Source organism: Parafrankia sp. EAN1pec (genome assembly GCF_000018005.1).
Lineage (GTDB): Bacteria > Actinomycetota > Actinomycetes > Frankiales > Frankiaceae > Parafrankia > Parafrankia soli.
On the sequence record NC_009921.1, the window covers coordinates 8,232,676 to 8,253,476 of the forward strand.

The following is a 20,801-nucleotide window of genomic DNA, read 5'->3' on the forward strand; positions in this document are numbered from 1 at the left end:
GATCAGCTTTTTGTTGGGCTTTGAGTCAAGTGTGGTGATCCTGATGTCTGGGTCGCGGTAGTTTGAGATCCTGCTGTCGGCGCGAGCTTGCCTCCGCTATTGACGCGGGTGGGGCTGGTCGGGGGAGCGGCGCCTGGTGGGCGCGACAGGCGATCCCGCCTCGGGGAGATGGGGCGCGGGGCGTGCTCGCAGACGCGGTGGAACGGTTCCTGGAAGACGCCGATGCCGAGGAGCGGGAGTGGGCCGCGCCGGCCGGCGCACCGCGCGAGCTCGTCACCAAGCGGTTCCTGTTCGGAAACGGTGACGCGGCGCTTGAGGTAGCGGTCGCGGTCAGCCCTGCGGGTCCGCCGAGGATTCCAGACCTGCGCCTGCTGTGGAAGCTGCGGCAGGGCAGCCGGGCGTCACCGGTCCTGCTGGTTGCGCTCTACGATGAGGGCACCGCGACGAAAGCGGCCACCTGCGGGATCGTCGAGAACCCGCTCATGTCACTGGACCCCGGCCAACTCGACCGGGTGTGCGCGGCAGCGTTGCGGGAGCCCAACCGGCACGACGCCCAGCGCAAGCTCGAGCGGCTGCTGGCCGCGATCAGTGACGGGCAGGGAATTTCAGGGCTGGACAACCGCGGCCTGTTTGCGGAGCACCAACTCCGCAATGGTGTCCCGGAAGGTAAGTCGTGGGCTGAGGCCGGTCAGGTGGCCCGGCCGCTGCTCGGCCTGCGGGGTATGGCGCTGATCCGGGCGTTGGGTTACGGCACGACAGAGCGCGGTTCCACCGCGACGCTGTTGACGCATCAGGGGACGTCGCGGGCGATCGCGGTGCTCCTTGAAGCTGGGGAGATGTTCGACCGGCCGTCACCGCGGTTCGGCGCGGTCTCGCCGGTGTTACACGCGATCTCGGTGGCCGCACGGGAGAACCTGCCCTGGGTCATCGTGCTGCGTGGCAGCCAGATCCGGCTGCACCCGGTCAACCCGACCATCGGCGTCGGACGCAAGAGTCAGGGCGAGACCTTCACCGAGCTCGATCTGGACGTGCTCTCTGCCGAGCACGCCGCCTTCCTGTACCTGCTGTTCTCGCCGACAGCGCTCGCCTCCGAGGGCTCCGTCACCGAGATCCTTCGCGACTCGGCGAACTTCGCCGCCGATCTCGGCAGCCGCCTACGCGAGCGGGTCTACACGGAGGTCGTGCCCGGCCTCGCCGTCGCAATCGCCCGGCAGATGCGCGCGACCAGCGAGGCTGACCTTCAGGAGGCCTACCACCGCACCCTGATGGTCCTGTTCCGGCTGCTGTTCGTCGCATACGCCGAGGACCGGGCGCTGCTTCCGTACGGCCGGAACCGTAGCTACGACCGGCACGCTCTTAAGACGCTCGCGAAGATGTTCGCCGACGAGCCCAAGCTGGTCTTCGACCGCGAGGCGACCTCGCTCTGGGACGACATGCAGGCCGTTTGGAAAGCCGTCGACAGCGGCAACACCGGCTGGGACGTCCCGGCCTACAACGGCGGTCTGTTCACCCACGATCCGCGCACCAGCCCGTCCGGTGCCGCGCTGCGCAAGACGCAGCTGACCGACGCCGAGTTCGGCCCCGCCCTACGTGCTCTGCTCGTCGACACGGGACCGGACGGCACGCAAGGCCCGGTTGACTTCCGTTCCCTGTCCGTCCGCGAGTTCGGTACCCTTTACGAGGGCTTGCTTGAGTCGTCGCTGTCGATCGCGTCGTCGCCGCTCACGATCAACAGCGAGGGAAGCTACGTCCCAGCCGGTGAACGGGATCTCATAAGGGTCAAGGCCGGTGAGGTCTACTCCCACAATCGTTCGGGTAAGCGCAAGGCTACGGGCTCGTATTTCACCAAGTCGTTCGCAGTCGAGCATCTGCTGGACACCGCTCTCGAGCCTGCGATCAAGGAGCACCTCCACCGAGTCAGGACGCTCCTGGACGCTGGCGACGACGCGGCGGCCGGCGAGAGTTTCTTCGACTTCCGGGTCGCGGACCTGGCGATGGGATCGGGCCATTTCCTGATCGCGGCGATTGACCGGATCGAGACGCGGTTCACCGCCTTCCTCAGCGACAGGCCGATCGCCGCGGTTGGAGATGAGCTGGCGCGGTTGGCGCAGGCAGCCCGTGATGCGCTGGGAACCTCGGCCGTGGAGGTCGAAGTCGAGACGTCGTCGTTGTTGCGGCGGCAGATCGCCAGGCGTTGCATCTACGGACTGGACTTGAACCTGATGGCAGTCGAGCTGGCCAGGCTGGCTGTCTGGATCCACACCTTCGTTCCCGGACTGCCGATGTCGTCGCTCGACCACGGGCTGATTGTTGGCAACAGCCTCACGGGCATCGGCACGATCGACGAGGTGGTCGCCACCCTCGACCCGAGCGCCGAGGGTGTGGGGGTCAAGAGCTTCTATGAGGACGCGATTCGGGAGACGCTACATGAGGCGGGCGAGCAGCTGGCGCGGGTCGCGCGGACATTGGAGGCCACCAAGCAGGAGGTCCAAGAGGCCGCTCTCGCTTACGCCGCGGCGCTGAAGGCGGCGGCCGACGCCCAGGCTCTGTTCGACACGATGATCGCGGTCCGGCTGGGAATTGGAGTGTCCCTGGTAACGCCGGAGCAGGCGATCGAGATGGGCCACACCGACCAGGTCCGCGACGCGGTAGCGAAGCTCGGGGTCGCGCATTTCCCGCTGCGCTTCCCGGAGGTGTTCCTGCGGGAGCGGCCGGGGTTCGACGTGCTGATCGGCAACCCGCCGTGGGAGAAGGTCAAGGTCGAGCAGGACCAGTGGTGGGGCCTTCGGTTCCCCGGCCTCGCTTCGATGCCGCAGAAGCAGCGAGACGCCGCGATCGCCAAGTACCGGCGCGAGCGGCCGGATCTCCAGGCCGAGTACGAGACCGAGGTCACGGCCGTGCAGGACCTGAAGGATCTGCTGGCAAAGGGGCCGTTCCCCGGGCTGCGGGCCGCGACCGACACCGAACTGTCACTTGCCTTCGCTTGGCGATTCTGGCAGGTACTGCGGCCCGGCGGACGGGTCGGCGTCGTCCTGCCGCGCACGATCCTCGGTGGCAAAGGCGGCACTAAACTCCGGCACACAGTCCTTGAGAACGGCGCGTTTGCGACCGTCACGATGCTGGTCAACAGCCGCCGGTGGGTATTCGACGAGGTGCACCCGCAGTACACAATCGGGCTTACGACGCTGGTAAAGGGCCGAGCCCATCCTCGTACCGTGGAGCTGCGTGGCCCGTTCTTCTCGCTGACCGAGTTCGACGGTGCTGCTCACCGGACCGGGCATGTCATCGAGGCCGGTGCCTTCGTGTCCTGGTCCGAGGACGCCGCGTTCCCAGTGCTGCCGACGCCGGCCAGCCTCGATGTCTTCCTCACGCTGCGCTCCCACCCGCGGCTCGACACTCCGGGCGACTGGCACTTCGTGCCGCTCCGCGAGCTTCACTCGACCGGCAACAAGGAGCTGTTCGACTTCGACCTGGACCACCCGCGCGGTGACATGCCAGTGCTGACCGTGCGGTCGTTCCACCTGTGGGATCCCTACTTCGGTCTGCCGTACGCGTACGCGAAGTCCACCGACGTCTACGCCTACTTGCAACCACGGCGCCGGAAGCAGGTCAGGAAGTCCGACAGCGCCATGTTCGGGATGCCCACCGCCTGGGCTGCGGACCCCGAGACTCTGCCGGCCAAACACCCGCGCATAGTCTTCCGGGACACCGCCCGAGCCGTGGACTCTCGGACGGCAATCGTCGCGCTCGTGCCCGGTGGGACCACCACCGTTCACTCGGCCCCATACCTCCTCCGCCGTGCCGGGACCGCTGCCGATGAGGCTTACCTGCTGGGTGTCCTGTCCAGCCGGATCCTGGACTGGTACTCCCGCCGCTACGTCGAGTTGCACTTCACCGCGGGGATCATGTCGTCGCTGCCGATCCCGAGGCCCGCCGCCGACGATCCGCTACGCCGCCGCGCCGTCGAGATAGCGGGCAGGCTCGCGGCGGTGGATCACCGCTACGCCGCCTGGGCCAGAGAGGTCGGTGTACCAGTCGGGTCCGTACGTACGGCCAGCGAAAAGGTCGACCTCATCGCCGAACTAGACGCGGTTGTCGCGCTGCTCTACGGCCTCGGCCGGGCGGCCGTCGAGCACATCTTCGAGACGTTCCACCGGGGTTGGGGCCACGTGGACGCCCTCGCCGCGACGCTCCACCACTTCGACTCCTGGGCTACGAGGAAGGCCACGTGACCACACTGGGAGGTTTTCAGCCCACCTTCGCAACTAACCGACCTGGCGCCACGGAGCGGGTCGCCGATGCGATCAACACGCTCCTCGGCGGGATGCGGCAGCACCTCGTCCAGGTGCCCGGCGTGTCTATCGCGTCGGCCTACTTCAACCCGGGCGGGTTCGGCCTGCTGGCGGACGAACTGGAACAGTTCGGGCCGGTACGCCTACTGCTGGGCGCTGAGCCAGGTCAGGACCGCCCCACGGCGCGACCCCTCGGGACTCGGACAGGTCGTCGGGGTGAGCAACAGCGGATGCGCCGGGCGATGGAAGGGCATCTGCGTCGGCTGTCGCAGGACCGTGACCTGCTCGGCTTCACGATGGAGGCGGACACCCAGGCCCGCCGGCTGGTCCGCTGGCTGCGCACCGGAAACGTCGAGGTCCGCCGCTACGAAGCCGGGTTCCTGCACGGCAAGGCGTTCATCGTTGAGGGCCCGTATGCCGGCGTGATCGCCGGGTCGAGCAACTTCACCTATGCCGGGCTGGCGCTGAACAAGGAGCTCAACCTCGGCCAGTACCAGCCGGAGACCGTCGCGGCGGTGCGGGAATGGTTCGAGGAGGCATGGGCGGCGTCAGCGCCGTTCGACCTAGCGGCGATCTACGAGTCACGGTTCGAGCCGCACCGGCCATGGGATGTGTTCCTACGGATGCTCCACGAGCTCTATGGCGTGGACGTGGCCGCCGAGCAGTCCGATCCACGCCGGTCGAACCTGGGGCTGACGGACTTCCAGGCGGACGGGGTGTGGCGGGCACAGCGGATCCTCGACCACCTCCAAGGTGTGATCATTGCCGATGAGGTCGGCCTCGGGAAGACGTACATCGCTGGCGAACTGCTCCACGAAGCGGTGATCCTCAACCGGCAGAAGGCCCTGGTCGTCGCGCCGGCGACGCTGCGGGACTCGACCTGGAAACCGTTCCTGCGGGAGACGAACCTCCCGGCCGACACCGTCTCCTACGAGGAGCTCACCCGCGGCATGCCGGCCGCCGGCCAGCAGGGCGCGGCCCTGCAGCACCCGGACGCCTACGCGTTGGTCATCGTCGACGAGGCACACGCGCTACGCAGCCTCGGGACCCAGCGCGCCGAGGCGATGCGGTTGCTGCTGACGGGAAAAGTGCCCAAACGGCTGGTGCTGCTGACGGCGACACCGGTCAACAACAGCCTGTACGACCTGTACAACCTGATCTCGTACTTCGTCACGAACGACGCGACGTTCGCCGACAGCGGCGTGCCCTCGTTGAAGGCCTACTTCGATCGGGCGATGCGCATGAACCCAGACGATCTGTCACCGGAGCATCTGTTCGACGTGCTCGACAAGGTCGCGGTCCGCCGGACTCGCCGCTTCGTCCGCCATCACTACGTCGGCGACACCGTGCGGATCCGAGGCATTGAACGACAGATCGCCTTCCCGACTCCGCGGGTGCGCCGTGTCGACTACAACCTCGACGAGGCCCTGCCGGGGATGTTCGACCGGCTGGCAACCGCGCTGGGCGCCAACCTCCCCGACGACGAGGGCGAACCGCATGCGGTCTACCTCGACGACCCGGGCAAGGTCCTCACCCTGGCCCGCTATGTCCCGTCGCGATTCCGCCTCGGTGACGCGACGGAGGAGCAGTACGAGCAGCAGAACGCCGGTCTGCTTCGCTCCGCACTGCTCAAACGGTTCGAGTCGTCGGCCTACGCCTTCGGACGGACCGTCGACAAGATGATCAAGAGTCACCAGTTCTTCCTGCACGCGCTCGACCAGGGCAAGGTCATGACCGGCGAGGCGTTGCGTGAATGGGCGGCCTCGGACACCGACGACATCGACGAGTTCCTGGAGTCGCTCAGCGAGGAAGCGGCCGACCGCGTCGCCGACGCCACGCTCTACGACGTGGCCGCGCTGACCGCTGCCGTCGAGGCGGACCTGGCGCTGCTGGTCGCCTTTCATCAGGACGTCGCTGCCCACGCGACCGAGCCCGGCGCTGACGTCCCCTACCAGGCAGGCATCGACCCGAAGATTGACGTGCTCGTCGAACAGCTCGCTACGATCGCCGCCGAGGCGGCGGCGCAGGGCATCGGCGAACAGAACACCCGCGACAAGCGCAAGGTCCTGATCTTCTCCTACTACTCCGACACCGTCAGGCTCGTCCACGACCGGCTCACCGCCGCGATCGCCACGGATGACCGCCTCGCCGCCTACCGCGGCCGGGTCGCCACAGCCGCCGGCCCCGACCGAGTCGGCCGTGCCAGCGTCATCACCGGCTTCGCGCCGCGCACCGCCGGGACCGGCGGTGAGCCTGACCTCTACGACATGATTGTCGCCACCGATGTCCTCGCCGAGGGTGTCAACCTTCAGCAGGCCCGGAACATCATCAACTACGACCTGCCCTGGAACCCGATGCGCCTGGTCCAGCGCCACGGCCGCATCGACCGCATCGGTTCCGAACACGCCGAAGTCTTCCTGCGCTGCTTCTTCCCCGACGAACAACTCGAGCGGCTTCTCGGCCTGGAGGAACGTCTTCAGCGCAAGCTCAAGCAGGCCGCCGCGGCGACCGGCGTTGGTGAGGTCCTCCCCGGCTTCAAGGGCTACGAGGTCAACCTCACCGAGGCCCGCGACGAGATCGACCGCCTCCGCCACGAAGACGCCACCCTGTTCGAATCGGGTGGCGCATCCTCGCTCTCCGGTGAGGAATACCGCCGCCGCCTCCGAAAGGCCATGGCCAGCCCGACCTTCGCCGACGCCGTCCTCGGCCTCCCCTGGGGCAGCGGCACCGGCTTCATCCGGACTCAGGCGGCAGGCGGTGTGGCCACCGGAAGCAGCGGCGGACCTGCGGGTGGGACCCAGCCAGGTTTGATCTTCTGTGCCCGGATCGGAGACCATCCCCGCCCCTGGTTCCGCTACGTCCCCCTCACCGCCGCGCTCGACGTCCAGCGCGACCAGGACGGCAACGTTGAAATCGTCGACGACACCCTCTCCTGCCTCTCCGCCGCAGACCCCCTCGACGAGACCACGCCCGTCGACCTGCCCGAACCGCTGAGGCAGGCCGTCTTCGGTGCCTGGGAACACGCCCGCCGCCACATCTACGAGGCCTGGACCCGCAACACCGACCCCGCCAACTACCAGGTCAACATCCCCAAGCCCATGCGCGACGCCGCCGCCCTAGTCCGTCGCCACGGCACCCACCTCGACCACCAAGACGACCTGGTCGATCGCCTCGAAGCCCCCTACAGCCCTCGCATCCAAACCGAAATCCGCAAAGTCCTGATCAGCGACGCACACCCGAAGGCCCGCGTCGATCGCCTATCCGAACTAGCCGACCAGCTCGGCCTCACCAAGCAGCCTGCCCCGGAACCGCTACCCCAGATCGAAGAATCCGACATTCACCTGACCTGCTGGATCGCGACAACGTGACTCGACCCGGTGCCCGCTACTGTCGTCGGACCTTCCCAACACTGCTAGCGTAGTTGATCTTAAAGAGTGCTGGGCTGGCCGTCCGATGTGACGGAGGGGCGCTGGGTGCCGTTCCCCTCTCCGTCAGACTGGTGTGAGACAGCCATGTGGATGCGGGCTGGCTACGGCTGACGGGTCCCGCGGCCCGGAGGGTCCCGCTGGTTCCCTGACCAGCAGCGTCTCCGACGCATCGTTGGGCAGCGAGCCCTGACGTACACGCCGAGCACCGTGTGGGAGGTCGGTGACGACCGAGCCACGGTGATGACCAGACACGGCGGAGCCGCCGTCAGCGCCTCACGAAGTCACATCCCACAGCCGCATCGTGTGATCGTCACTGCCACTGGCGAGGGTACGCCCATCCGGGGCGAACGCCACCGAACGCACCCAACTGCTGTGGCCGGTCAAGGAGGCGCCGCGGGGATGGGCGTTGGCCGGATCAATGACGTCCCACAACCGCACTGTGTGATCGTCACTGCCACTGGCGAGGGTACGGCTGTCTGAGGAGAACGCCACCGAGCGCACTGTGCTGGTGTGGCCGGTGAGGGGAGCGCCAAGGGGATGGGCGTTGGCCGGATCGGTGACGTTCCACAGCCGCACCGTGTGGTCGTCGCCGGCGCTGGCAAGGGTATGCCCATTCGGCGAGAACGCCACTACCCACACCGTATTGGTGTGGCCGGCGAGGGGCGTGCCAAGAGGACGCGGGTTGGTTGGATCAGCGACGTTCCACAGGGACGCCGTCCCGTCATCGCCGGCGCTGGCGAGGATGCGTCCATCCGGCGAAAAGGCGACCGAGCGCACCGCACGAGTTTCACTGATGACGTCGAGAGGACGGGCCTGGGCTGGATCAGCGACGTCCCACAGGGTCACGGTCTCGTCATTGCCGGCGCTGGCGAGGATCCGTCCATCCGGGGAGAAGGCCACGGCCCACACCGTGCTGGTGTGGCCGGTGAGGGGAGCGCCAAGGGGATGAGCGTTGGCCGGATCGGTGACGTTCCACAGCCGCACCGTGTGGTCGTCGCCGGCGCTGGCAAGGGTATGCCCATCCGGCGAGAACGCCACCGAATGCACCCAGCCGCTGTGCCCGGTCAGGGATGCGTCGAGAGGACGGGCGTCGCCCGGGTCGGTGACGTCCCACAGTCGCACGGGCTCGTCGTCGCTGGCGCTGGCAAGGATGCGCCCATCCGGTGAGAACGCCACTGCACGCACGGTGCTGGTGTGACCGGCGAGCGGAGCGCCGAGAGTTCGGGAGTTCGTGGACGCTGTCGAGCCGGAACCTTCAGAAGCCGATGGGACACCGGGCTGCTTCCCGCTTCGGCTGAGAGCGAGGATGACGACGGTCACGAGGATCAGGAGTCCCACCGCGGCGAGGGGAAGACGTCGCCGCAGCCAGATCGGTACCGCCTGTCCGGCTCGCTGCGTCGGTCGGGCGGCACCCGCGTCTGCTCCCCTCTGGGAGGGCGCGGACGGTTGCGGGGCGGCCCACCGAGTGGGCAGCTCATCAATACTCGCCGGTGCCGGTGCCGGTGGTGCCGGCACTGGTGGTGGTGGTGATGTTGGCATTGTCGGGACCGCCACGGCGGGGGTGGTGGCTTCGGCAAGGGCTCGGATGTCGTCATCGAACCGTAGCGCAATCCCTGTCTGGCTGGTCCACCCCGGCCCGTAGGCCTCGGCGGCAGCCTGCGTCAACTCCCGAGCGAACGCCCGCGCGGAGCCGGGACGATCTGCGGGGTCCTTGGCCAGCGTGCGCATCACTACGTCGGCCAATGGGCCGGGCACCCCGGCTGGGGGTTCGGGGCGCACGTGGAGATGGTGGTGGATCAGTACGGGGGCGGGCAGCGCCAGCGCGAACGGCGGAGCTCCGGTGAGCAACTCGTAAAGCAGCACTCCCAGGGCGTACAGATCCGTGGCCGGGCCCAGGCGGGTGCCGAGGAGTTGTTCGGGGGCCATGTACCGGGGAGTGCCGATCACCGCGCTGGCGGTGGTCGCCGTCCCCTCCATCATCTTGGCGATCCCGAAGTCGGTGACCTTCAGCAGGCCGGTGGCATCGAACAGGATGTTGTCGGGTTTGATGTCCCGGTGCAGCACCCCCCGGGCGTGCGCGGCGGACAGAGCCGTAGCCACCGCCAGCCCGACCGCACAAGCCGTCTCGCCCGTCATGTCCGCCCGGCGGCGGGTGAGTGTCCCCCCTGCCAGCAGTTCCATCACGATCAGATGGAGATCGTCGGTAGCAACCGCGTGGTAGATCCGGACGATATGGGGATGGTCCAAGGCCGCGAGAAGCCGCGCCTCGGCACGGCCGTAACCAGCGGTCTCTTCCGGCCCACCGGAAAGAATCTTGATGGCGACATCGCGATGTAGTTCACGGTGCCGGCCCGCGAGCACCAGCCCGAACGCGCCCTGTCCCAGCTGGGCGCCCAGTTCGTAGTCGGGAAGCGCTGCCGCCACCCGACTCTCGTTGACGATCACACCGGGAGGCCCGGAGTACGTCGACCACGACAGCGAACACACATCACGTGGAATCCCCCCGATGCCCCCTGGACGCAGTGATACTAGCGATCTCAGGCCTGGTACAAGCGAGGGCTTCGCCTGCCGGTACGGTCACGCAGGCGTCGCGCCAGCCCTAATTATCGGGGAGGCACGCGCCTGGCTCGACAGAGCAATCGCCCGCGGAGCCGCAGGCGATCAGGCAGGGGTCTGGGACCCGCTCACGCCCGAGGACCAAGCCCTCATCGCACGGGATGGCTCCGTCGCCTACCAGCAGGCGTGTCACACGGACGCCCGTCAGGACACACCCTTCAAGATCATCTACGTTTGTCTCGAGGACCTGGACGCGGCCCTGGCGATCGGCAAAGGTCTGGGAGTCAGCCTGCCTGCGCACGCCTTCTACCGGGATGGGCAGTGGCTGACCCGGCTCGCCGACACCAACCGCACCGGCGTCACCGCTTGGAGAGCCACGCCCACCTGCCACCAGCACCCGGGACGGGGATTTTGCCGACCCGGCGGCCGAGGACGTGGACAGGCACCGTTGCCTGCCAACGGGTGAATCTGTGCGTGATTATGCTGATCGGTGGCACATCGAGCCTGGTTGGGGGGCACGGATCGGCGTGATCGTTGATCGGGGGCGGGTAGCTGCAGCGCTACCTGGATACGAACTGGGTGATCTGCTGGGATCGGGTGCTTTCGGGCTCGTACTCGCCGCGCAGCACCGTCGGATGGCCCGGCCTGTCGCCGTTAAGATCATGTCGGCGGCTGGGGCGGACGACCTGACGGACAGGTTTGCCGCCGAGGCCCGGGTACTCGCCGGACTCGATCATCCGCACATCGTCCGGGTCCATGACTATCTGGAAGCCGACGAACTCTGTCTGATCGTGATGGAGCACCTCGGCGGCGGTACGCTTACCCGCCGTCGTGCCAGCATGCTTCCAGAAGCCGCCTGCGCGATCGGACTCGCCGTCGCCGCGGCGCTGGCGCATGCCCACAGCAAAGGTGTGCTCCACCGCGATATCAAGGCTGACAACATCCTGTTCGACGACGACGGGGCGGTGAAGGTCACCGACTTCGGCATCGCCAAAATTTTCGAAGGCTCGGCAGCCACAGCCAGCGTACTCGCCGGAACACCGATGTACATGGCACCAGAAATCATCAACAACGGCCGAGTAGGACCAGGCACCGATCTCTACGCGCTGGGGATCGTTCTCTACCAGCTTCTCGCAGGCAGGCCGCCATTCGACCCGAAACTGCCGCTACCCACCCTGTGGCAACAGCATCTGACCGCACCACCCCCGCCGCTGCGAGGCGTGCCCGAACCCATCGCATCCGTGGTCTTGAAAGCATTGGCGAAGAACCCGATCGACCGCCATTCCTCCGCCCACATGTTTGCGCTCGAACTCGCCAACGCCGGCCGCGCCTATGGTCCAGACTGGCTTGCTAGGGCGACCGTTCCGGTCCGGATAGACGACAACATTCGACAGGCTGCCGGCCAGATCGCGCTGCCCGTCCACCGCCACGAACCCGTGCCCCCCGCCGCACCCCCGACAGCCCAGATAACGACAGCTGAAAACCCGTGGGCAACGGTACCCGATCTACCCGACCAGGCAGTCCGCTACGACGACCCGCTCGCGGTCTGGCGGCCTCCCCTAACACCACCGCTGGCGCCCCGCATCCCATCAGCCGCGCCACCGCAACGCCGGGTTCCGACTAGACGGCTACGTCTCGCCCTCGTAGCGGCCATCGGACTACTCGTCGTCGCCGGCACTACCCTCGCCGTCATGCTGACAGGCGACGGCACGCCGACCACGACGGCGACCAGTACCCCGCCACCGGCAGACCCAGCACCGACCAGCGTCCAAACCAGTCCTTCGCCGACCACCCAGGCACCTGCCAAGGACATCGGGCTCCACTACGACGAGACCATTCGCAGCAACTATCTGGACGCCTGCCTCGGCGTCAGCGATGGGAACCAGCCCTACTGCACCTGCACATTGGAGAAGCTGGAAGCCAATTACACGCAGGAAGAATACCTTCAGTACAACGCAAATGTGGATTCACCCGAGTCCCAACAGGTGACACGCACGATATACAATGCCTGCCGCGATCTGCAATGAGCCATCTGGCGCTGTTTCATCGGCAAAGTCGACCATCGCGGGGCGCCCGATCTTCCATGATCGGGTGACGCCTCGACGGGCTATGTTGCTTACGACCAGCGCACGCGTTCGCCCTAGTGGTCGGGCATGATCAGCTGATGGGTCGGGGGGCAGCCGTTCCACCAGTGCCGGTGTCGGAACCGGTGAACGGGCACGACGTCCACGCATCATCCGCTCATGACCGATCGGCGGCTACGTGAAGGCGGACATCACCGGAGCAACAGCGCCGCCCGACCCTCTACATCGGCACTTCGATCCTCAAAACGCGCACATTTGGTCGTTTGCGGCTATATCCTGACCCGTCATCGGGGGTCCGCAGCCAGCGAAGTACAAGCGCCGGCTGCGGCGTTGGACGGCACCGGGGGGTAGCCATGTCTATGGACGACGACGCTGGTCCAAGCCAAAGGATGGTTGCACGGCTTTATGATCTACTCGGCTGGGAAGTAGTCGCGGACTACAAGGCGAGCTGCTTGCTTGCTTTCACAGGCGACAAATCCGAGGTTCTCAATATGACTCATATAAATCTTGGCGCAGCGCTAACGGGACCCGGCGTACCCGTTATTCTTTTCGAGCCAAGTGTGGAAATTCGGGCATCCAGGCCTGACTCAAGCTCACGCGAAGTACTCACGGAGCTGATCATTAAAGAAGGGTTTTCCCGGCTGTCACCTCAGTCGCACATCGAATCACTGAACGGATGGCATGTAGCGCTAAAGGATGGACGCTTTACACTTTACAACGGCGCGAATATGTGGGTTTCGGGGGTGACGGTGGAAAATCCTCTCTGGAGCGCAGCAGCGCAGACGATGAAAAAGGTGCTGGTTATCTACGGCACAGAACTAGGTATTGCCCGCCCCCCGGACAAGCCCGGTCCGTATCGACTCGGGGAGCGAAAAGCGGAGTTCGACCGTTCGAGGGCTGAAGGGCGGATTGCAGCGGCGTTCGTAACATGGCGTGACGCGGAAAAGTCAACGAAAACCTAAGCAACGAGGACGATGTCGCGTATGCGCTTACCCTCGTTGATCTGGATCGTGTGCCCCTTTTGAGTTTCATCCTCAATGAGCTTTAGGATAGCGATCGCGCGACGAATTGCCTCGGTGTAGGAAATTCCCCTGCGATCCGCAATCTCCTTCAAAGCGGCAGCAGTCTCCGAGTTTATGTTCACAGTGAGTCGTGTGTAGTCTGGCATGAACTCTCCTTCCACCGCACTGGAAGACTTAATTGAAGCTGCAGAACATTTCTAATCCGCACCTCCCGCACGCAAGGAAACCCAATTTTCTTGCCAGCATCCATCAAGAATGAAGCAGAGTAGAACCAGGTGAGCCGATTGGGGAAAGCGACACGGAGGGCTGTGATACCAACGCCCATGCACCACTCCCCTCAATACTCTAAATAACCTAGAGGTTACTCTCGGCGATTATTCACTTGCGGCGGCACTTTAGCACACAGTGTCAGCGCAGCCTGTGCTACACGTCCTTCATAGTGTCATACGGCGTGTCGACTGTGCACCCCTGTTACGTGACGTTTGCCACCAAACTATCGTGGGGCTGTACTTACGATGGATGACAGATGTACGACGATGATGCGCTGACAGTGTGAGGCATCTGTCCGCATGTCCCCACCCAGTCAGAACCGCACCGCGCCGACTGGGACCCACCGCCGAGACAGAACCCTCGCGTAGGGAGCGCCCAGTGGCCACGCCAACCGATAGATCGACCGACCCGATCGTCGAAGACGAGGAGCCGGCCGGCGGGCTGGACGGGGTCTATGAGCTGCGAGATGCAAGCCGCTAACTGCCCCCGGCCGCGTGCTAGCTACCGTCCATGCCCTAGCGTGCGGTCGGGGACGCCTCGGAGGGAGATCAGGCCCTGGCGCCAGACCACGTGCGCCGCGCCACCTGGAGCTGCCTCGACCCGACTGCCCCACGGCGACACCAGAGTTCACGGCGAGAGCACGATGTTGCGAACGCGCTTGCCCTCATTGACTTGGACATTGTGACCCTTCTGGGTCTCGTCCTCGATCAGCTTGAGAAGTGAGACGGCTCTGCGGAGCGTCTCCGTGTAAGACGCGGTACGCCGTTGAGTGATCTCCTTCAACGCCGCCGCGCTCTCCGTGTTGATGTTGACGGCAAGCCGTATGTAGCCCGGCATCGGGCTTCTCCTCCGCTCGCTCGGCTGGCTCACCCGGCGTAGCTCAACGTCACCGAGTGAGCCGGCCACCCCCGAGGCCCGTCGGACCTCGCTCCCGGTGTTGGCGTACGCCTCACGCATCGAGGGCGGGGAGGGACACGGCGCTGGCAACGAAAGAGGCGGACCCCCGTCGCGCCAACTTGTAGTTCGGCACATCGCGCAACCTTAAGTAGCCGACCACGCGCCAGACGGCGTCGAGCGCGCCAGTTGGCACTCTCGACCTGCACGTCGAGCACTCCTAGCCTGTCATGGTGCCATACTTTTGCCGTACTGTACACCGATCATGTACGTCGTCAGGACGCTACTTGTGGTCTGTCCATGGGGGCGCTATACGACAGACGTACGACTGCTGCACGACACTTACACATCTACGGAGGCCGTCTGCCGGGGTACGCTTCGTCCAGCACGCGACGCGGCGTGCCGTCCCGGCAAAGGCCTAGCGGGACCCTCCCCCTCGCAGGAGCACCTGTGGCGCACACGGCCGACGAACGTCAAGCACCAACCACGATCGAGGAGGACGAGGAGCCAGCACCGAACGGTCTCGACGGGGTGTACGAGCTGAAGGACACCACTCCACCCCCGAACGACTCCCGGTAGATCATGGAGCGCCCGAGTGATGATGCGGGTCTGCCTGGGGGGACAGGCCCCGATGACAACGGAGAGATCACGGAGGACGAGGCGCCGCAATCGTCGACCGTCGCGTCCATCGGCCTGCCGAAACCTGTCGAGGCCACTCGGCGGTTCCTCGCACTCGGCGTACTCGCCCTGATCTGGGTCGTCACACTCACCCTGATCATTTTGGCGAGTATCCACTGGACAGACGAGACGCTGACGCTCCTCCTCGACCGCATCTTCGTCCCGATCGTGGCCTTCTCGGGGCCGGCTTTCGGGTTCTACTTCGCCGTCTCCGAGAACCAGCGAGACAGGTAGCGACTCTCTAGCGCCGTGAGGAAGGATCCTCAGGCCAGGTGCGGCTGACCGTCGTAGGACGCGCCCTACGAGACGCCAACCTCACCGATCGGCGCTGGTGCATCGCGCGACTGCGGGCACACGCCAGGGCCAGGCAATCGCGGTCAGACGGCCTGGGTGAGCTCGACGAACGCAGCCGGGAGCCACAGCTTCGGGTCGGTGTTGTTGACAGGCCGCCGCAGATCGGGAACCCAGCCCCACGCCGACCATCCCGGCTGAGCAGCCATCTCGCTCGTGCTGATCCGGTCAGATGACGGGGTCGCGCCCGGAAGCCTTGGCCACGCTCGAGGTGCCGGGCCGGGGATGCCCGGGGTGAGCTTGGTTCTCGGTATGGGTGGCTGGGTGGATGCTGAGCGCGATGGTCGGGGTCGTACAGTGTCCGTAGTGGTCCTGTCGTACGGGGTGGGCTGTGACCGGCGGTTTCGACGTGTTCGTTTCCTACGGGCATGACGATCAGGTGTGGGTGCGGGTTCTGGCGGAGAACCTGGAACGCGCCGGCCTGCACGTCTTCTACGACGAGTGGGAGATCGACGCCGGGGATGTACTCGCCCACCGCCTCGACGCGGGCATCCTGGGTTCGGCGTCGGGGATCCTGGTCGTCAGCCCGCAGGCGCTGTCGCGGCCGTGGGTGGGTGAGGAGTACGCGGCGATGCTGACCCGCGCGGTCGCCGGCCAGCAACGCCTCACAATCCCCGTCCTCCTCAAAGACGCTGACCTGCCGGCGTTTCTGGCGTCGCGGGTGTGGGTGGATTTCCGCGACACCCATGATCCGGCCACATACACGGCCCGGGTCGGGGAACTGGTCGCCTCCTTGCAGGGCCAGCGGCGGTCCCGGCCGGCCGCGGACGGGACTGTGCGCCCTCCACCGGGTCTGGCGTACCGGGCCGAAGGCCCCCGCGCCGCAACTTTGAGCATCTCCCCGAACCGGGCGGCCCTGAGCACCACCGAAGGCACGGTGGAGGGCCGGCCGGCCGGGGTGGACTGGTCCGCTGGCCAGGTGCTGCACGAACTGGACCGGGTCCGGGCCCGCAGGTCCACCGGCGGGCTGGTCCTGAAAGCGCCGGGTGCCGGTGGCGTCGCCGCGGATCCGTTGGATGGGGCGTTGCGGGCGGCGGGACGGATGCTGGGGGAACGATTCCTCCCCGCCGGCTCGGCGAGCTGGTACTGACGCCGCGCCCGCACGCAGGCCTGCTCGGCGCGTTCCAGCCGCTGCCGCCAGATGTGGTCCACCTCCTGCCGGCGCCGCTCGACGCACTCGGCGGCCTGCACCGACAGCTCCAGCCCGGCCGGGGTCAGCGCGGCCAGCACCTGGGCGACCACATGGGCATCCAGGAAAGCGCCGGCCATCTGCTGGCAGCGCCCCACCCCGTAGGTCAGATGGTTGCGCTGGCAGACGTAGCGGTGCACCACACCGGTGCGGCTGGCCTCGTAGGCCACGCCCATCCGCCGGCGGCAGACTCCGCAGACCACCAGGCCGGTCAGCAGCGCGGGGCCGTCCCGGACAGCGCCGAGGCTTTCCGCCCGGGCCCGGTTGGCCGCCATCCGGGCCAGGTTGGCCTGGTACTGCTCGACACTGATATAAGCGGGCAACAGCCCCGGGATCGTCACCAGCCACCCTTCGGGGCCGGTGTGGACCCGGCCGCCGCGCGGCGGCCCGCCGCGCACCGCGACGCGGCTGCGCCCATAGGCGTAGATCCCGGCATAGGCCGGGTTGCGCAGCATGTTGACCAGCCCGGTCTGGTGCGCGTGACGCCAGGCCACCTCGCCCTTGGCCGGCCCTGCCCGTTCCCGTATCCCGATCTGGATCTGGTGCTCGGTCAGGAAACGCAGCACCGCATGCACCGTGCCCAGCTCGGCGAACAGCGAGAACACCAGCCGGACGACGGCCTGGACCTGCTCGTCGGGGTCGAACGCCACCTCACCGGAGGGCCTGCGGACATACCCGGTCGGCAGCGGAACCGCCAGCTCTCCCCGGGCGGCCTTGGCCAGTCGCCCCGACGCCATCCGCTGCTTGATCAGATGGAGTTCGGCCTCGCTCATGGTCCCCTTCAGACCCAGCAACAGCCGGTCGTTGTACTCCTCCGGATCGTAAACCCCGTCGGTGTCCCCCAGCAGGGTCCCCGACAGCCCACACAGCTCGACCAGCTGATGCCAGTCCCGGCCCGCCCGGGCCAGCCGGGACATCTCCAACCCCAGCACCAGCCCCACCCGGCCCATCGAGATCTCGGTGACCAGACGCCGGAAACCCGGCCGGTCCTGCGCACCCGCCGCCGAGCGCCCCAGATCCTCATCGATCACCCGCACCCGGACCCGCGGCCAGCCCAGCGCCACCGCCCGCTCCACCAACCCGTACTGCAGCCGCGTGGACTCCCCATGATCGGCGACCTGCTGCCGGGAGGACTGACGCACGTACACCACCGCAAGGCGGTCACGGTGCCAGCCCTGCACCTTGCCCGGGCTACCCGCGACCAGCCCCAGCATCGCCCTCACCGCCGGGATCCCGGCCGGTCCGGTCCACCGTCCCGCCCGCGGTGGCCGTCACCACCCGATCGGCCAGCATGCTCAGCACCCGCAGCGCCGCCTGCCGGTTCACCTCCGGTAGCAGCTCCCACCACATCGCCCCCAGCCGATCCGCCCGGATCTGGGGCACGTGCTTTCGCCCTTGTCGTCCACGACCCGTCACCCTCGTCCACGCCCCGGGCCCGCAGCCGCGCCACCAGCTCGACCAACCGAAGCAGACCCTCCACACCGATGGTCGGCCCGCACCAGCTGCCCTGCCCACTTCTACCTGCACTGTGACAAGCAGATTGAAGGTGTCTGGTCGTATCTGAAACGCATTTTCCTGGTGCATCTGGCCGCTCGGGGTATCGACGATGTCTTTCGAGCTGTCAAGCACGGACTGAAACGTGTGCAGTACCGTCTCGATCTTCTTGTCGGGTTCTTTGTCGAGACCGGGCTCGCCTGGGAAGAGCTCGGATCAACATGACTTCTCACATTAATCATCAGTATAGGGTGTTTGAAAAGGGCTGTATCGGGTATGTGGGAAGGCTGCGTGAAGCCTCGTGTGGGGGAGGCTGGTGATGGCCGAGCGGCGCCGGTATCCGACTGATCTGTCCGATGCCGAGTGGGAGCTGATCGCTCCGTTGATTCCCGATCCCAAACCTGGTGGCCGGCCGGTGGCGCATGAACGCCGGGAAATCGTCAACGCGCTGGCGTACTGGATCCGGGCTGGATGTTCCTGGCGGCTGCTGCCGCATGATCTGCCGCCCTGGCAGACGGTCTACTACTACTGGCGCCGGTGGCGGATCGAGGGCCGCTGGGAGCAGATCCTGGCCCGGCTGCGTGAACGTGACCGCGCCGGTGGCGGCCGGGACCCGACCCCGGGAGCGGGGATCGTGGACAGCCAGAGCGTCCGGGCCACCGACGGGGGTGGGCTGCACGGCTACGACGGGGCCAAGAAAGTCCCTGGTATCAAGCGGCATCTGCTCGTCGACACCGCCGGCACCGTGCTGGTGGCCCGCGTCAGCCCGGCCAGCGTGGACGACCGTCAGGCCGCCATGGTGCTGCTGTCCCGGGCCGGCGACCTCTTCACCCGGCTCGGGCATGTGTGGGCCGACCAGGGCTACCGAGGGGAGTGGTTCCGCGACTGGGCCCAGAACGCGGTCGACATCGGTGTCCAGATCGTCTCCCGCCGCGACGGTGGATTCCGTTCCACCTGGGCCCGGATCGGGGACCCGCCGCGGCAGGTGCCGACGTTCGCGGTGGTACCCCGAAGGTGGGTGATCGAGCGGACGTTCGCCTGGCTGGTTAAGTACCGCCGCCTGTCCAGAGACTACGAATACCTGGCTGCCACCTCCGAGAACGCGATCTACCTGGCGATGAGCATGATCCTGCTGCACCGCCTCACCGGGAGATCACCCTGACACTTTTCAAACACCCTCTAGCAGGAAAGCTGTCTTACCGCGATATCGCCGCGAGCCAGCGGAGTCTCGGGTCAACCCCTACCACTAAATACCGGATGGCCGGGGTAATCCTCCGCTGCGGCAGTCAAAAGGCTGGCTGCTCCGCCCGGCGCGCGACCCAACTCCAACTGATGCCCCACCTCGGTCCAGAAACTGACCGCGAACGTTCCCTCCACGAAAGCCGCAAACAGTTCCGGTCGTAGCCCGGCCCGATGCATCAACGCCCCTGCGGCGGGCGGCGAACCGTACACCTCTGCCAGCGCCTCCACCTGTACCCGTGTCAATCCCTCACTCACCCCAACAGTATCAGCACCGTTCGACCCGTCCCTATCGGGAGCGGAGCCTGCCACCATCAGGGCCTCCAAGGCCTCGAAGAAGGACCGCAGCGCCGGGTTCTTCAACCCCTCGGAGCTCGTCGACACCTTCACACGCAGATCCCCCGCCCGGAGTTCGACCTGTATCTCCTGCCCTGACCTACGCGACCTTCCCCAGCTCGCCAACGCAAGATCCAAGGCTTGGACCGAGCGGAGGGCTGACGCCCGCAGACTCACCACCACGGCGGCGGGCCGCGGCCCCATCTCTCCCGGCCCCGGCGGTGCCTCCCTCAACGACACCCGGCCCCGAAGCTCTGGCTCCTCCAATAACCACGACCGCAAACTCCGCAGGTGGTCCCCGGCCGCGTCGCCGACCACGATCAGCTCCACGCCGGGAGGCCGCTGCCCGGGAAATACCGGCGCCCTCTTATCCACAGAGCCCTCCGAGACCGCACGACCACCCGGGAAGACCGGCCGAGTCGACGGCTTGCCGCGCTCACCTCTCGCTGCCGCCAGGAGCCGTCCGGCCGCGGCCTCCTGGCCAACCCCGAAGAGATCCACACTCACCAACTGGCCCAACAGTCCGGGCTGGGGGCAGTCCTCAACCCGGAAGACCAGCAGTTTCCCGATCCGGCCATCCGGATCATCTGCCCATGCCGCCTGCCACTCTGCAGCCCCGAACCGAGATCCCAGATACGCATCCGACAGCACAGCGACGGTGCGCTGCGCCTGCTGCGCCGCCTGATGCATCTGATCAACGAACCGGCTCCCCGGACCGAAATCCCACACCTGCAACCGCGTCGTATACCCAGCCTCCTCCAACACCCAGGCGATCCACTCCGCCCATGCCTCATCCACCCCCGTGTACGACACGAAGAAGTTCACGTCATCCGACATCGCCATCGCACGGCCCTCCGCTGGGGCCCCCGTGTCCATGCTCATACCTCATAGCCTGCCATCCGGCGTCACCGCCTCACCGACCGCGGCGAACCAAGCCGCCGTGACGTCTCCGGTTAGCCTGGCCGGTC

General features: G+C 66.7%; 14 protein-coding genes. 7 read left to right on the forward strand and 7 right to left on the reverse strand.

Annotation, left to right across the window (positions count from 1 at the left end):
* Positions 1-182: 182 nt before the first annotated feature.
* Both FRANEAN1_RS33795 and FRANEAN1_RS33800 read left to right on the forward strand, forming a co-directional pair.
* Complete coding sequence (locus tag FRANEAN1_RS33795) at positions 183-4,232, forward strand: hypothetical protein (RefSeq protein WP_020464171.1); 4,050 nt, start codon at positions 183-185, stop codon at positions 4,230-4,232.
* A complete protein-coding gene (locus tag FRANEAN1_RS33800) occupies positions 4,229-7,660 on the forward strand; it encodes a helicase-related protein (RefSeq protein ID WP_020464172.1) in 3,432 nt (1,143 codons plus the stop codon). Before FRANEAN1_RS33795 ends, FRANEAN1_RS33800 begins: the two co-directional genes overlap by 4 nt.
* 333 nt (positions 7,661-7,993) lie before the next feature.
* On the opposite strand, the gene FRANEAN1_RS33805 is transcribed toward FRANEAN1_RS33800, so the two are convergent.
* Positions 7,994-10,144 carry a serine/threonine-protein kinase gene (locus FRANEAN1_RS33805; RefSeq protein ID WP_347176873.1) on the reverse strand — a complete coding sequence of 717 codons (2,151 nt, stop codon included), beginning with the start codon at positions 10,142-10,144 and terminating at the stop codon, positions 7,994-7,996.
* A gap of 659 nt (positions 10,145-10,803) precedes the next feature.
* Between FRANEAN1_RS33805 and FRANEAN1_RS39985 the strand changes: the two genes are divergently transcribed.
* Positions 10,804-12,303: a serine/threonine-protein kinase gene (locus FRANEAN1_RS39985; protein ID WP_083788402.1), complete on the forward strand. Its 1,500-nt coding sequence runs from the start codon at positions 10,804-10,806 to the stop codon at positions 12,301-12,303.
* A gap of 410 nt (positions 12,304-12,713) precedes the next feature.
* On the forward strand, positions 12,714-13,322 hold the full coding sequence (locus FRANEAN1_RS41840; protein WP_157472903.1) for a hypothetical protein: 609 nt from the start codon (positions 12,714-12,716) through the stop codon (positions 13,320-13,322).
* Here the strand turns inward: FRANEAN1_RS41840 and FRANEAN1_RS33815 are convergent.
* Positions 13,319-13,528: a ribbon-helix-helix protein, CopG family gene (locus tag FRANEAN1_RS33815; RefSeq protein ID WP_041255087.1), complete on the reverse strand. Its 210-nt coding sequence runs from the start codon at positions 13,526-13,528 to the stop codon at positions 13,319-13,321. The genes FRANEAN1_RS41840 and FRANEAN1_RS33815 overlap by 4 nt on opposite strands.
* A gap of 751 nt (positions 13,529-14,279) precedes the next feature.
* Positions 14,280-14,522 carry a CopG family transcriptional regulator gene (locus tag FRANEAN1_RS33820; protein ID WP_347176874.1) on the reverse strand — a complete coding sequence of 81 codons (243 nt, stop codon included), beginning with the start codon at positions 14,520-14,522 and terminating at the stop codon, positions 14,280-14,282.
* Between the two features lie 474 nt (positions 14,523-14,996).
* Here FRANEAN1_RS33820 and FRANEAN1_RS44365 point away from each other — a divergent pair, with 474 nt between their 5' ends.
* On the forward strand, positions 14,997-15,125 hold the full coding sequence (locus tag FRANEAN1_RS44365; RefSeq protein WP_347176875.1) for a hypothetical protein: 129 nt from the start codon (positions 14,997-14,999) through the stop codon (positions 15,123-15,125).
* 3 nt (positions 15,126-15,128) lie between these two features.
* A complete protein-coding gene (locus FRANEAN1_RS33825) occupies positions 15,129-15,458 on the forward strand; it encodes a hypothetical protein (protein WP_020464178.1) in 330 nt (109 codons plus the stop codon).
* A 143-nt stretch (positions 15,459-15,601) separates the two neighbouring features.
* Here FRANEAN1_RS33825 and FRANEAN1_RS44370 read toward each other — a convergent pair whose 3' ends face one another.
* The 3 genes from FRANEAN1_RS44370 to FRANEAN1_RS33835 all read right to left on the reverse strand — a co-directional run bounded on the left by FRANEAN1_RS44370 (position 15,602) and on the right by FRANEAN1_RS33835 (position 18,147).
* Positions 15,602-15,724 (reverse strand): hypothetical protein, encoded by a 123-nt coding sequence (locus FRANEAN1_RS44370; RefSeq protein WP_347176876.1) that lies wholly within the window; start codon positions 15,722-15,724, stop codon positions 15,602-15,604.
* Between the two features lie 283 nt (positions 15,725-16,007).
* The gene (locus FRANEAN1_RS33830; protein ID WP_020464179.1) at positions 16,008-17,978 is read right to left on the reverse strand and encodes a recombinase family protein; all 1,971 of its coding nucleotides are present in this window, start codon (positions 17,976-17,978) and stop codon (positions 16,008-16,010) included.
* The gene (locus tag FRANEAN1_RS33835; RefSeq protein ID WP_041255088.1) at positions 17,956-18,147 is read right to left on the reverse strand and encodes a hypothetical protein; all 192 of its coding nucleotides are present in this window, start codon (positions 18,145-18,147) and stop codon (positions 17,956-17,958) included. Before FRANEAN1_RS33835 ends, FRANEAN1_RS33830 begins: the two co-directional genes overlap by 23 nt.
* Positions 18,148-18,577: 430 nt before the next feature.
* On the opposite strand from FRANEAN1_RS33835, the gene FRANEAN1_RS33840 reads away from it, so the two are divergent.
* Positions 18,578-19,420 carry an IS5 family transposase gene (locus tag FRANEAN1_RS33840; protein WP_020464181.1) on the forward strand — a complete coding sequence of 281 codons (843 nt, stop codon included), beginning with the start codon at positions 18,578-18,580 and terminating at the stop codon, positions 19,418-19,420.
* A gap of 71 nt (positions 19,421-19,491) precedes the next feature.
* On the opposite strand, the gene FRANEAN1_RS39995 is transcribed toward FRANEAN1_RS33840, so the two are convergent.
* Positions 19,492-20,676 (reverse strand): TIR domain-containing protein, encoded by a 1,185-nt coding sequence (locus FRANEAN1_RS39995; protein WP_347176877.1) that lies wholly within the window; start codon positions 20,674-20,676, stop codon positions 19,492-19,494.
* Positions 20,677-20,801 lie beyond the last annotated feature (125 nt).

Excerpts from the sequence above, each read along its gene's own strand:
- FRANEAN1_RS41840 (WP_157472903.1), top strand. The coding sequence starts at position 12,714 with ATGTCTATGGACGACGACGCTGGTCCAAGCCAAAGGATGGTTGCACGG.
- FRANEAN1_RS33815 (WP_041255087.1), bottom strand. The coding sequence starts at position 13,528 with ATGCCAGACTACACACGACTCACTGTGAACATAAACTCGGAGACTGCT.
- FRANEAN1_RS33825 (WP_020464178.1), top strand. The coding sequence starts at position 15,129 with ATGGAGCGCCCGAGTGATGATGCGGGTCTGCCTGGGGGGACAGGCCCC.
- FRANEAN1_RS44370 (WP_347176876.1), bottom strand. The coding sequence starts at position 15,724 with ATGGCTGCTCAGCCGGGATGGTCGGCGTGGGGCTGGGTTCCCGATCTG.
- FRANEAN1_RS33830 (WP_020464179.1), bottom strand. The coding sequence starts at position 17,978 with ATGCTGGGGCTGGTCGCGGGTAGCCCGGGCAAGGTGCAGGGCTGGCAC.
- FRANEAN1_RS33840 (WP_020464181.1), top strand. The coding sequence starts at position 18,578 with ATGGCCGAGCGGCGCCGGTATCCGACTGATCTGTCCGATGCCGAGTGG.
- FRANEAN1_RS39995 (WP_347176877.1), bottom strand. The coding sequence starts at position 20,676 with ATGGCGATGTCGGATGACGTGAACTTCTTCGTGTCGTACACGGGGGTG.